Annotated in this window: 15 protein-coding genes and 2 tRNA genes; 5 read left to right on the top strand and 12 right to left on the bottom strand. The window is 62.7% G+C overall.

Annotation, left to right across the window (positions count from 1 at the left end):
- Positions 1-124 precede the first annotated feature (124 nt).
- The 7 genes from XM1_RS05990 to XM1_RS23880 all read right to left on the bottom strand — a co-directional run bounded on the left by XM1_RS05990 (position 125) and on the right by XM1_RS23880 (position 4390).
- On the bottom strand, positions 125-1255 hold the full coding sequence (locus XM1_RS05990; protein ID WP_156428655.1) for a hypothetical protein: 1131 nt from the start codon (positions 1253-1255) through the stop codon (positions 125-127).
- Positions 1256-1314: 59 nt separating this feature from the next.
- Positions 1315-1776: an ImmA/IrrE family metallo-endopeptidase gene (locus XM1_RS23120; protein WP_082700394.1), complete on the bottom strand. Its 462-nt coding sequence runs from the start codon at positions 1774-1776 to the stop codon at positions 1315-1317.
- Between the two features lies 1 nt (position 1777).
- The gene (locus XM1_RS05985; protein ID WP_068431223.1) at positions 1778-2218 is read right to left on the bottom strand and encodes a hypothetical protein; all 441 of its coding nucleotides are present in this window, start codon (positions 2216-2218) and stop codon (positions 1778-1780) included.
- Between the two features lie 289 nt (positions 2219-2507).
- Positions 2508-2798, bottom strand: a complete 291-nt coding sequence (locus XM1_RS05980) for a DNA-binding transcriptional regulator (RefSeq protein WP_231920701.1) — start codon at positions 2796-2798, stop codon at positions 2508-2510.
- The gene (locus XM1_RS05975; protein ID WP_068431221.1) at positions 2795-3085 is read right to left on the bottom strand and encodes a type II toxin-antitoxin system RelE/ParE family toxin; all 291 of its coding nucleotides are present in this window, start codon (positions 3083-3085) and stop codon (positions 2795-2797) included. The genes XM1_RS05980 and XM1_RS05975 overlap by 4 nt, the downstream gene beginning before the upstream one ends.
- Before the next feature lie 157 nt (positions 3086-3242).
- Positions 3243-3740, bottom strand: coding sequence for a hypothetical protein (locus XM1_RS05970; RefSeq protein ID WP_068431217.1), 498 nt, complete (start codon positions 3738-3740; stop codon positions 3243-3245).
- Positions 3741-3757: 17 nt separating this feature from the next.
- On the bottom strand, positions 3758-4390 hold the full coding sequence (locus XM1_RS23880; RefSeq protein WP_156428654.1) for a hypothetical protein: 633 nt from the start codon (positions 4388-4390) through the stop codon (positions 3758-3760).
- Positions 4391-4617: 227 nt separating this feature from the next.
- Here XM1_RS23880 and XM1_RS05955 point away from each other — a divergent pair, with 227 nt between their 5' ends.
- From XM1_RS05955 to XM1_RS24670, 3 genes are read left to right on the top strand one after another with little or no spacing between them, the layout of a single operon-like run.
- The gene (locus XM1_RS05955) at positions 4618-5406 is read left to right on the top strand and encodes a hypothetical protein (protein WP_068431206.1); all 789 of its coding nucleotides are present in this window, start codon (positions 4618-4620) and stop codon (positions 5404-5406) included.
- A 38-nt stretch (positions 5407-5444) separates the two neighbouring features.
- Complete coding sequence (locus tag XM1_RS05950; RefSeq protein ID WP_068431203.1) at positions 5445-6530, top strand: YccF domain-containing protein; 1086 nt, start codon at positions 5445-5447, stop codon at positions 6528-6530.
- 22 nt (positions 6531-6552) lie between these two features.
- Positions 6553-7710, top strand: a complete 1158-nt coding sequence (locus XM1_RS24670; protein WP_068431200.1) for an NERD domain-containing protein — start codon at positions 6553-6555, stop codon at positions 7708-7710.
- A 64-nt stretch (positions 7711-7774) separates the two neighbouring features.
- Here the strand turns inward: XM1_RS24670 and XM1_RS05940 are convergent, their stop codons facing one another.
- From XM1_RS05940 to XM1_RS23870, 3 genes are all read right to left on the bottom strand, one after another.
- Positions 7775-8080 carry a hypothetical protein gene (locus tag XM1_RS05940; RefSeq protein ID WP_068431196.1) on the bottom strand — a complete coding sequence of 102 codons (306 nt, stop codon included), beginning with the start codon at positions 8078-8080 and terminating at the stop codon, positions 7775-7777.
- 688 nt (positions 8081-8768) lie between these two features.
- Positions 8769-8842 (bottom strand) — tRNA-Gly (locus XM1_RS05935).
- 131 nt (positions 8843-8973) lie between these two features.
- Positions 8974-9144 carry a hypothetical protein gene (locus tag XM1_RS23870; RefSeq protein WP_156428653.1) on the bottom strand — a complete coding sequence of 57 codons (171 nt, stop codon included), beginning with the start codon at positions 9142-9144 and terminating at the stop codon, positions 8974-8976.
- A 95-nt stretch (positions 9145-9239) separates the two neighbouring features.
- On the opposite strand from XM1_RS23870, the gene ada reads away from it, so the two are divergent.
- Both ada and XM1_RS05925 read left to right on the top strand, forming a co-directional pair.
- Positions 9240-10316 carry a bifunctional DNA-binding transcriptional regulator/O6-methylguanine-DNA methyltransferase Ada gene (gene ada / locus XM1_RS05930; RefSeq protein ID WP_369816048.1) on the top strand — a complete coding sequence of 359 codons (1077 nt, stop codon included), beginning with the start codon at positions 9240-9242 and terminating at the stop codon, positions 10314-10316.
- Positions 10313-11206, top strand: coding sequence for a DNA-3-methyladenine glycosylase (locus XM1_RS05925; RefSeq protein WP_068431190.1), 894 nt, complete (start codon positions 10313-10315; stop codon positions 11204-11206). Before ada ends, XM1_RS05925 begins: the two co-directional genes overlap by 4 nt.
- A gap of 138 nt (positions 11207-11344) precedes the next feature.
- Here the strand turns inward: XM1_RS05925 and XM1_RS05920 are convergent.
- Positions 11345-11434 (bottom strand) — tRNA-Ser (locus XM1_RS05920).
- A gap of 116 nt (positions 11435-11550) precedes the next feature.
- Positions 11551-12072, bottom strand: a complete 522-nt coding sequence (gene infC, locus XM1_RS05915) for a translation initiation factor IF-3 (RefSeq protein ID WP_068431187.1) — start codon at positions 12070-12072, stop codon at positions 11551-11553.
- Between the last annotated feature and the right edge of the window lie 89 nt (positions 12073-12161).

Genomic DNA, 12161 nt, shown 5'->3' with positions numbered 1-12161 from the left:
GGGTGAAGGGAATCAAACCCTCATCGTAAGCTTGGGAAGCACTAAATTTTATCTAGCAACTATATGTAATATAACAATATATAAAATCAGCAGCCCTTATATGTAAGGCCATATGTAAGCTAAATCAATCCTCCCACTCACCCTCGGTGCCCAAAAATTCCGCATCCGTAGAGGAGTAGTGAGCTTGGCGGTGAAGATGAAGATTAATGCGAGCAGAGACCCAAAATCCGGCGTATTTCCGCTTTTCGAGCAGACCGTCAGCCGCCTCCCTGATCATATTGGCGCCGTAGATATCCAATTCCTCGACCCAATCGGTGGTGGCCATGATCTTGTTCGCCGCAGCCTGAAATCCGTGAGCTTCCGGAAGGCCGCCTTTCTGACGATTTGAGGGCCAGCGATTTCGAGCAGCATAGTCAATCCGGGGGTACCCCTTCCCCCCTTTCTCTTCGTCCGCACGCGTCCTTGCCGAACCATAGTCGGAGTAGAAGAGGTTAACAGCACCCGGACCAAGTATCCGTTCAAACTCGTGATGAAGTATACGTTCCTTGATTGGATAGCGGATAATTTCCTCTGCAACCCCCTTAAGCTCAAGCGGAAAGCTGGTTGCAGAAATCGCAACGTTAACCCGCCTATTACCGGCAGCCGCAATAAGAGTGCGAACAAGTCCCGCCGCCATAGCGGCAGGGGCCAGAGGTTCATCAATGTGTTCCAGATCAACCACAATCAGGAGGTGATCGAGCTTATTTCGGCGAGCCAAATATTGGATTGCCGGCGCCGCTGTCATGCCGACACCTTGATGGCGCGAAGACCTTATGCGGAGAACCATGCCTCGCCCCAAATCTGCAAAATCTTCCACCTGGGCCAGCAAGTCCGCCGCCGACCCAAAGCGAAGAACAGGGATCATATCGGGGTTTTCGCGGATAAACTGGCGCCAAGCTAGAAAGCCACCGGCTGCCCCCGATAATTCGCGAAAAACCTTATGAACCTCCTCCATCTCGACGGCAGGAAGCTCAAGCCCAATCTTGTCACCGATATCTGCGATAAAGACCTCTCCAACCCCATTCAAGCCCGTTCTAACTTTATCAAGAGTGTTCTGGAACCTCTTCGCATTGGGCACCCGTGCGAGCGGAATGATGGGCATTAGATAGGCGCTATCGCCTTTGGGGAGCTGGCTGAAACCTTTCAGGTCCGCCCCCATCGCATGGAGCAGAGGAAAATATCGTCGTTTATCGGAAGACCACGGGAACAATTCCACCCCCAATCGCCTGATGCGATTAGAAGTTTACGGGCGACAACAACCTAAGGAAAGCTGTTTTACGCGGGAAGCCCCAGACGAATCGACATTGCCGCCTCAGATACCTCGAAAGCCTGGGACAAGGCCTCAGGATCGCGAGTGCCGTGTGCCGTAGCTTTATGCACAAGGTGCCATGGCATGAGAATATCCGCCGCCAAACGATTAGCCTCACGCTCGACAGAGTCTGATTGTGTGCTTCTATAAAATGTGTCATCGGTAAGCCCTAGACCAATCCTATCGCGATGTAGCAAATAGTGGGCGATTTCATGGGCTACAGTAAATCTTTGACGTACTTTTGCGTGCCTCCTATTTACACGGATAACCCACTTCCCCTCTTCACTCCTTAATGATCCCGAAATTTCATCCGACATATCAACTTCACGAACGGTAAGGCCTAAGTCGCGAGCGAGCGCACCCACCTTAACCGGGTAGATTTGCTGATGCCGCTTGACGATCTCTTCCTCGCGAGGGTCCAGCCACATGTCAGTCACTCCAATCCTTCTCCGATCCCTTGGGCTCTTGCTCTGTTGGCGCCGCGATCCCCTCCTCGACGGCTCTTAGTGCCCCACGCTTTTCCAGTTGTTCGTTAATGATATTTCCGAGCTGACGTTCAAACTCCTCCGAGTGTAGATACCTATCGACAGCCTTGACGCTTCGAGATTCGGCACCTTTCTGAATCTGCTGATACCCCCATAAGGCAGCTACCGCTATTAACGACCCAAGAGCGGCAAGAACTATGGTCGCCACCCCCAATAATATGGTAACAAAATCCGTCCAATTCCAGCCCTCAGATGGGTGCTGTATATTCCTTGATGAAAATAAATAAATCAGACCTATTGCCAAAAAGACATTTATGACGCTGACAAATCGCCCAAGCCATTTGGGCAGAATGCTGAAGAATGTTTCCTGCTCAGCCTTTTCCATTTCTCAACCCTAGTTGAAACTTAGAACAAGCCCTGTTGGTCTGAGCGTGACCTAGGAGTGCAGCGGATAAAGTCTTCACGCCACTAGCATAACCGCGCTCTATTGCCAAACGCTAATATCGTGCAATGGGCGAAATTCGGACTAGCTGGATAGCTACGTCATTTCTAGAATGAAACGAGAACGAGCCCCTTGTCAAGCCACTGACCGAAGCGCCGAGGATGCCTTTGAGAGATCCTTAGGCACTGCAAAAAGAAGGGGGTATCGGGGGCAGACTCGAATTTCCCGCTTCCTACCCTAACGTCTCCTCGACGACCTTTGGGTTCCTCTCCAGCATGGCCAGCAGCACCCGAGCCGGGCCTTCTGGGGTGCGCCGCCCCTGCTCCCAGTTGCGCAGAGTCGCCGGCGACACGCCGATGCGGCGCGAGAAGGCGGCCTGGGACAGGCCGGTGCGGTGGCGGATGGTCGAGACGTCCACCTGGGCGGGGACGTGCACCACCAAATCCGGCACCACCTTGCCCTTGGCGTGGTCCAGGGCCTCGGTCAGGCCTTGGATGATCCGTTCGGCTGCGTTGCCCATCATTCTTGTCCTTTCCGCCAGTACTGGCCGATAGAAGCAGTCAGCGCCTTGAAGCCGGCGATCTCAGCCGCCGTGAAGTTGGCCCGGTCGCCCTTGCTCAACAGCGCCGGCAGATAGACCGGCGCATGCGGGGCGATATAGGCCAGCATCACCCGGTAGCCGCCGCTCTTGCCCTTGCCGCGTCCAGCGACCCTGATCTTGCGCACCCCGCCCGAGCCACGAATCTCGACACCCTGGCGGGGATCGGTCGCCACGCTATCGACAATCGCCTTACGCTCCTCCTCCGTCATGCCGGCGGCGGCGCAGTCCTTGAGGTATTGCGGCGTCTCGGCGACGGCATGCCGGGGGCGCTCATGCCCGAACTATACGCCAATGGCGCAGTCATCATCCAGCTTGTCGGTAGGGCGGGCGGCGGGATCGCGCGTCACCTTCGCCGCACAGCCAGTCTCAGCGCGTCACTTCGCCGGTCGCCAAGTCGGTGATCTCGACGATACGGCCCCGCCGGTCGAAGGTAAGGAGACTGTTGCCGGTATTCAGGCGGTGCCAGCCATTGCGTCTTTCCGTCATCACCCGGACAGTGTCGTGCATGTTGGTGCTTCCCAAACGGACCCAGCGCCCGTTCTGGCGATGCAGGATGAAGGTGTCGCACCCAGCCGTGCCGCACCAGCCTGAATCGGCAATCATCAGGAGGCGCTCGGCCACGCCGTCGCCGTTCAGGTCGGTGGTGGCGATGCGGATGCGGTTCTCGTCCACCGCCTTGCGCCAGAAGGTAGGCGTTTCGTCATCCTTGGCGTTGCGGCTCAGCCAGTCGCGGGCGAAGCTGCGCTCGGCCTCGTCGGCCAGCGGCCGGAAGGCCACGTCCTGGCCGGGCGCCTCGGCGGCTCGGCCAGTGAACGGCAGCGTCAACATCACCATCAGCAGGAATAGAGCCAGCCTGTGCGCCATCTTGCGTCCCTCGCGGCCTACCAGTTGCCGCGAGTGTAGGGGACCTTCTCGAAATCCCGCAACCGCTTCTCGATCTGCTTGTCTCGAGCACGATCCTCGGGGGCGGCGGCCTTGCGGCCATTGACACGACGCCGAATGTAATTGGCCGTGGCCCCCGCCCCATGCCGATGAGCGGCAGCGGCAATGCCTGCATCGGTGATCGTGACGGATTCACCACCAACCCCGGAATAGGTCCTGCCGGCATGACTGTATAGCCCTTTGGAATCTGCCTGACGCTCGGCCTCACGCATGATGTCGGACATGGCCGCCTCTTGCGCCGCCGGATTCTTCAGGAAGTCCTCATCGGAGGCCACTCCATGCTCACGGGCCTTATCGGTCCAGGCGCCGCCAATCTTCCATCCGGCCTGATCCAAGGTGATGGGGGTGATCTGATAGCGCCCGAGAGCTCCGCCAGGATGGCGCTCACCATAACCGTCGTTGATCTGCTCCGCACTGCGTTCCGCCTCGGCGATCTTCTGACGGAAGGCCGAATTAGGCTTGCTTTCCCAAGCCTTGCCGGAACCGCCACCCCGCTCATGGGCGGCGACATGGATGACCCCATGGGGGCCTTGGCGCTCATACGCGCCAACATGGACGGTTCCTTGTGACATGACACACCTTTCCAGCGACTGGACGACACGGTGAACTTGCATCGAGTCGTACACGGGATGGGTGTCAAGAGCAAGAGCAAAATAGGAACATTATCCGTTCCGTTGTTGCGGCCGAGAGCTGCCCCCGGCAATGCGGAAGCCGTTACAAACGATCATCCTGGTTAGCTTGACGCCCCCTGTTCGGCAAGGGATAGTTGCCGCAAGATGCTTCTTGCTCGGGGGAAATCATGATGAGCTTTGGTGCGTCCAGGCTGGGACGGATGTCCCTCCTGGCTTCGGCGATCTGCGTCCCGGTGGTCTTGACCGGCTGCAAGACCATGGAGACTGCCTTTGACAATGATTGCAAGGTGGGCGGCGCAGCCATCGGTGCGGTGATTGGGGGTGTGGCCGCCGGCTTGCTGCTGGGCAAGGCCAGCGGCAAGATCGGCACGGCTCTCCTCGGCGCGGCGGTGGGCGGCCTGATCGGTCAGCAGATCGGCTCGCTGCTCGATTGCCAGGACAAGCAGGCCCTGGCCACCGCCTCGCAGACCGCCGGCGAGGCGCCTGTAGGGCAGAAGGTGGTGTGGGCGTCGGATAGCGCCCAGGTTCCCGCCACGGCCAGCGCGCCGGCACCGGCATCCACCCCGGCCGCCACACCCCAGACGGCCACGACAACCGCCACCGCATCCCAACCGCCCAAGCCCAAAACCGCCCCCCAGCGCCAGGTCAAGACGGCCCCCTTACCGCCGCCCGCCCCATCGTCTTCGTCATCGCAGAGCGACGGACAGTGGGCCGCCGTCGAGCCCAACAAGCAAGCCTCCGCCGGTCAGTGGGGCGCGGTCGAACCGATCCGGTCCGGCGGCCAGTCGGGCAATTGGGGTTGGGTCGAGCCGGTTTCCGCCCCCACCACCCTGGCCGATGGCCGCACCTGCCGTCAGCTCAAGCAGGTGGTGGTCGATACCTCGGGCAAGCAGCACGAGGAAACGGTGACCTCGTGCCTGAACGAACAGAAGCAGTGGGTGGTGGCCTCGCGCTGAGGCTTCTCGTCTAGGAACTGGTCCGCGAGGAGGCGGCAATGAGGACGCTTGGCAACATTTTATGGCACTTCCCGTTCCTCGGGTTCATCAATGCCGCCGTTACCTATCTGATCGGCCTGCTGTTCACGGTCACTGTGGTGGGCGCCCCCCTGGGACTTGGACTGATGGAGCTGGGCAAGTTCTATCTGGGTCCGTTCGGGCGGGCGATGGTGCGTGACAGCGACCTGGAGCCCGGTGCCGAGATCGGGCTGTGGAAGGCCTATTCCTGGATCATCATGATCCTGTGGTTCCCCTTTGGGCTGCTCCTGGCCGCCGCGATGGTGGTTCAGGCGTTCCTGCTGTGCTGCACCATCATCGGCATCCCGCTGGCCATCGTGGTGGCCAAGGCCACGGGCACGGTCTTCAATCCCGTGGGCAAGCGGTGTATTTCGGTGGCCGCCGCGCAGGAATTGCAGCACCGGGCGGCCCTGCGCGAACTCGACGGCTTTGCCGGCAGGCCGGCGCGATCCGAGCCCACCTTGGGTCAGCCCGCCGCGCCCAGCGGATCGGATACGGTCCTGAATGTCCACTCTGACGATCGCCCCGCCCCGGTCAGCCATGGCCCGCAACTAAGCAAGGGACTGAAGATCGGCCTTGCAGTCGGCATCCCCCTGGTTCTGGCGGCGGTGTTCCTGGGGCCGAAACTGTTCGGCCCGTCTCCCAAGGCTACTGTCCCTGCGGCAACGTTGCAGCCCCAGATTCAGAAGCCGACTTCTGTCGTTCCCGCCGCCGCGATCCCGCCGGTCAAGCAAATTCCCGCCAGCCATTCCGGTATCCCCGATATCCTCGACACCGCCACCCTCAGCGTGAACGGACAGCGCCTGCCCCTGGCGGGCCTGCGTCCGGTGGAAATGCCCCAGGCCGCCGCCGCCGCCCGCTCCTACCTGGAGCAGGCGGGGGGCGTGACGTGCGAGCAGGCCCCGGTCGGTGGCTGGCGCTGTGTGTCGCAGTCCAAGGGACTCGATATCGCCGAGGTTTTCGCTCTGTCCGGCTTCGCCAAGGCCGCCGCCAATGCGCCGGACTTCATCCGCAATGCCGAGGGCATGGCGCGGGAAAACCGGCGGGGTGTCTGGGGCGCGTCGTAAGCAAAGAGACGGAGTGCGTCCGATGGCGAAGATGATTCCTGCGTCGTTCTCCGAAGTGGGGCGGGAAGCCGGGGCCGAGCGCGCCGTATTCCATGCGCTGGAACGGCAATTGAGCGGCGACTTTACTGTCCTGTGGTCAATCGGCACCCTGGGCAGCCAGCCCCGTGAGATCGACTTCCTGGTCCTCCATCCTCGCTTCGGGGTGGTGGTGGTCGAGGTCAAGGGCGGGGTCGTCACACTCGGCAATCCCATGGACAGCCGGCGCAAGTGGACAAGCACCACCCGTTCCGCCGGCCAGCCTGCCTCCATCAAGAATCCCTATCACCAGGCGGTCGGGGCGGGGATGTCCTTTGTCTCCGACTGGAAGGCCCATTCATCGGTTGGCGGCTTTTTCGCCATAACGCCGCTGGTGATTCTGCCTCACACCCCGCGCCCGTCCAACGCCGAGGCGGCTCTGGAACCGAAGGCCGAGCATTTCCTGTTCGAGAACGACATGGCGGTGATCGGCACTCGCATTGCCGAGATGATGGAAAAGGCCATGGCATCGGGCGAGGGCTATAAGCCGCTCGATTCCGCCGGGGTTACCTCCATCATCGAGTTGTATGGGCGTCAGCATGTTGTGGTGGAGCCGGTCGCGGTGGAGCCGGTGGAGGAAGAAACGGCGCCCACATCATTCCAGCCACCGCCCAATAAGCACCCCGCCATCGTGAAGGTCGCCGGGCTGACCATCGCCGCCAGTTTGGTTGTCGCTTTGGCGGCTGTTCTTGTCCCTCGGCTTATTCCGGCAAGCCCTCCCGCAATGCAGCCAGCCGCCGCCGTAAAGCCGCCAGCTTCGGCTCCGCCAAAGACGCCGCAAACCATCACGGGCGTGCCGGACATTCTGGATACCGCCACCCTCAGCGTGAATGGTCAGCGTCTGCCCCTGACAGGCCTGCGCCCCGTCGATTTGCCGGAAGCCAAAGCCTTTGCCCGTACGTATTTGGCTCAGGCGGGAAATGTGAAGTGCTATATGGCGCCGGTCGGCGGCTGGCGCTGCATCTCGCTCGCCAAGGGCCTCGATATCGCCGAAGTCTTCGCCCTTTCCGGCTTCGCCAAGGCCGCCGCCAACGCCCCGGATTTCATCCGCAATGCCGAGACGTTGGCGCGGGAGAACCGGCGGGGTGTCTGGGGCGCCTCCTGAGAACAGCGCATCCATTTCAGCAGCACGGCTGGAATGTCTTAGAAGGCGGATGACAGGGGCGACGTCACACCTTCGGCTTCCGAATTCCCATGGATTCGAGAATGCGCCGTACGTCCTCGAACATTCCCCAGATGGTGTAGTCGTTGCGCCGTCGTATCTCGCACGCGGCAATGCGGCCCAGCGCCTTTGCCGCCGATCCCGGCTTTTCATCCATGGCCTCGGCACGGCGATAGGCCAGGGCCTCGGCCAAGAGGTGGCGGGCGGCTACGGATGGCGAGCACTTCATTTCCGCCGCGACGGTCTCGACGGCTTGGCGGAGGCCGGTCTCAACTCGGACATTGATCCGACTGGCCCTTGTGAAACGTATCATGTCCTGCCTCCTTCAAGCCGCCGGAGGCAGGCGCTCCAAGCCCTGCGCTTTGCCGGGAGCCTGGGTTTGTGCCCCAGGTGTGCGACAAAGTGCGTATCCTGCCTTGTGTAGGGTTGAAGCGAGAGCCGCAGAAACCCTGGAGATTGGAGGGCATCTGCGAACCCGTGCCGCGCCGGTTCGCGTCCAAGTCTGTTTTTGGGCGCGCCCAAGCGCGTCCAAGGGGTGTTGACAGCGCGTCCAAGGGGGAAAAAGGCGCGTCCATGGCCGATTCTGCCGCGTCCAAACCGGGGACGTCGAAATCCGCTTCCGGCAGATGGGGGCCATGCGGCGTTCCTTGCCGCCGCGCACCCGCATCTGGACAATCCAGGCCTTGATGCCGGTGGGGGTGATGCGAACCCCGAAGCCGGGGATCTCCGCATCCCAGACGAAGGCCTGCCCCTTGGCCGGGGGTTGGATGTCGTCCACAAGGGTCTTGGTCAGTTTGACTCGGGCCATGGTGCGCGCTCCGCAACGGGCAGAGCCCCACGGCCACCCAGCGCCCCACGTCGGGTTTGCGCCCCGATTCGGCAGGCTTACGAGGTGCCGTGTAAGCTTACAGATAAGCTAGCACGCGGCAGAATCAGGCACAACGAAGCACCTTACGGCATCTTCGTTATCGTCTAACTGGCTAATTTGTTTGATAAAGCGTTGGAGCGGGTGAAGGGAATCGAACCCTCGTCGTAAGCTTGGGAAGCTTCTGCTCTACCATTGAGCTACACCCGCGCCGAGGCGCAGAAAATACGGTCGGTCTGGGGCGTTGCGCAAGCCCCCAGACGTCTCCGTCGCCAGAAATTGACAGAAGCCTCCCCGTCAGGCAACCCCCCTTGGGGTCGGAGCTAGATACGGGCCACTTCCTAAGCGAGGTTCTGCTGGTTGGCCGTCGCCACGAACGCGGCGATGTTCTGGTAATGCTCGACCGTGTCGAAGGTCTGGGTCCACCGCACCTCGGTCCCGCCGGTCACCGGCGCAAGTTCGATGCTCAGCAGGAAGTGATGACCGGACAGGCGTTCGCCCCGTGCTTCCAAGGGAATTTGAAAGCAAGCGCCGGAGTGCGCCCCTCGCGGTCGCGCCCCTACAGTTCCCATGGCGACGACCCGATATTGTCTGCGAGGATGGCATGATGACCGGCACCATGAAGACGGCGACGAATCCGACGGAAGGCGACCCCAGGTGGCTGGCGGTGATCGCGCGGGATCGGGCGCGGGACGGCGAGTTCGTCTATTCGGTGGCGACCACCGGAATCTACTGCCGCCCGTCTTGCGCCGCCCGGCGGGCCTTGCCCGGCAACGTCCGTTTCCACGCCACCTGCGCCGATGCCGAGCGGGCGGGCTTTCGTCCCTGCAAGCGATGCAGGCCCGATCAGGCATCGGCGTCGCAACGTCAGGCGGCCACGGTTTCCGGAATCTGCCGGATGATCGAACAGGCCGAAGCGACACCCTCCCTGGCCGAGATGGCCGCCGCCGCCCGCCTCAGCCCCTCGCATTTCCACCGCCTGTTCAAATCGGTCACCGGCGTCACCCCACGCGCCTATGCCAGGGCCCATCGCGCCAGACGCGTGACGGAGGAGCTTGCCCGCCCGGGGACGAGCGTCACCGAGGCCATCTACGGGGCGGGCTTCGAGTCCAGCGGACGCTTCTACGAAGAGTCCGCCCAGATGCTGGGAATGACCCCGACCACCTATCGCGCCGGCGGCGCCGACACGGAGATCCGCTTCGCCATCGGCCATTGCTCGCTCGGCGCCATCCTGGTGGCCCGCAGCGCCCGGGGCGTCTGCGCCATCCTGATGGGCGACGAGCCGCACGCCCTGGTCCGCGACCTGCAGGACCGCTTCCACAGGGCCCGGCTGATCGGCGGCGACGCCGGCTTCGAGCATCTGGTCGCCGCCATCGTCGGCCATGTCGAGGAGCCGTCCGGGGGGCTCGACCTGCCGCTCGACGTGCGGGGAACCGCCTTCCAGCAACGGGTCTGGCAGGCCCTGCGGCAGATCCCGCCGGGATCGACGGCCAGCTATGGCGAGATCGCCGAACGCATCGGCGCGCCAGGGGCGGCGCGCGCCGTGGCCGGGGCCTGCGCCGCCAATCCCATCGCCCTGGCCATTCCCTGTCACCGGGCGGTGCGGAGCGATGGGTCGCTGTCGGGCTATCGCTGGGGCATCGAGCGCAAGCGCGCCCTGCTGCGACGGGAGAGCGAACGGTGAGCAAGTGCGCGTCCGACCTGCCCGCGACCTATCGGTCGGTCGATATCCTGGCGTTTCACCGGCGCGACCCGTCCATGCTGGCGGAGCGGGTAGAGGGGGACAGCCTGCGCAAGGGCCTGGTCTGGCGGGGAAACCCGGCCTGCCTCACCATCCGCTTCCAGGGACAGCAGGCGTGGGCGGACCTGGAGATCGATGGCCCCGCCTCGGAGCATGACGCCTCGCTGCTGGAGGCCATGGCCGCAAGAATGCTGGGGCTGACCCAGCGGATCGAAGCGTTCGAAGCCGCCCATGGCGGCCATGCCCTGCTGGGGCGATTGATCGCCGACAGGCCCGGTCTGCGACTGGCCGTCGCCGCGACGCCGTTCGAGGCCTTGGCCTGGGCCGTCGCCGGGCAGCAGATCAGTGTCGGCGCCGCCATTTCACTGCGCCACCGCCTGATCAAGGCGGCGGGGATCAGCCATTCCAGCGGATTGTTCTGCTTTCCCGACGCGGCCGCGCTCCGGTCCCTGGACAAAGCCGCCCTGCGCCGGGCCGGCTTCTCGCAAAGCAAGACCGAGGCGTTGATGACTCTCAGCCGACAGATCGTCGACGGCGCGCTCCCCCTCGACGACTGGCTGGGCGGCACCGACATGGCCGAACTGGCCGAACGCCTGCTGCGGGTGCGCGGAATCGGGCCGTGGACCGTCGGCTACACCCTGCTGCGCGGCTATGGCTGGCTGGACGGCTCGCTGCATGGCGACGTCGCCGTGCGCCGCTCGCTGCAGGCCCTGCTGGACCGCCCCGACAGCGTCGGGGCGGAAGAGGCCAAGAGCTGGCTGGCGCCCTTCTCCCCCTGGCGTGCCCTGGTCGCCGCCCATCTGTGGGCCTGGAAATCCACCAAGGCATATTAAAGGATTGCCGCAGGCCTTTGGCCTGCGTCGTTCGGACGCGAAACATATTCGCGCCCGAACCGAACCCAGTGGATCGTCCACAGCACCCCGCACCGGCCCAAAACAAAAGGCCACCCGAAGGTGGCCTTTTGTTTTGAATGGCGGAGGGGGTGGGATTCGAACCCACGATGAGCTTGCACCCATACCGGTTTTCGAGACCGGCGCATTCGACCACTCTGCCACCCCTCCACAGGGCATGCAAAATCCCCGGGTCGGTGGGGAGGCGCGGAAAATAGCGTAAAGCCTTCCACTCCGCAACCCGCTTTGCGCGGGTGCGGAAAAAATGATCGGGAGCCCGGCGAAGCCTACTTCGCCGAGATCACCATGACCATCTGGCGGCCTTCCATCTTGGGGACCTGCTCGACCTTGCCCAGATCCTCGAGGTCGTCGCGCACCTTCTCCAGCACCTTCATGCCCAGGTCCTGGTGAGCCAGTTCGCGGCCGCGGAAACGCAGGGTGACCTTCACCTTGTCGCCTTCCTCGAGGAACTTGCGCATGCTCCGCATCTTCACGTCGTAATCGTGATCGTCGATGTTCGGGCGGAGCTTGATCTCCTTGACCTCGATCACCTTCTGCTTCTTGCGGGCGGCGTTCTTCTTCTTCTGGTCCTCGTACTTGAACTTTCCGAAGTCCAGAATCTTGCAGACCGGCGGCTCGGCGTTGGGCGAGACCTCGACCAAGTCGAGACCGGCATCCTCGGCCATCTGCAGACCCTCGCGCAGGGTCACGACTCCGATCATTTCTCCGTCGGCGCCCACCAAGCGGATGGAACGCACATCGATCTCGCGGTTGACGCGCGGCCCATCGTTCTTGGGCGGCGTCTGCATCGGGGGCCTAGCTATAGAACAATCTCCATCGTTTCGAGTACACCAACGGGCCCGGGTGCGGATTTCGCGGGCCGGGCCGTCGGTTCCAA

The sequence above is a fragment of the Magnetospirillum sp. XM-1 genome (genome assembly GCF_001511835.1).
GTDB lineage: Bacteria > Pseudomonadota > Alphaproteobacteria > Rhodospirillales > Magnetospirillaceae > Phaeospirillum.
Note: the sequence above shows the minus strand (reverse complement) of the source record. Positions and strands in the feature narration are given on the sequence as shown.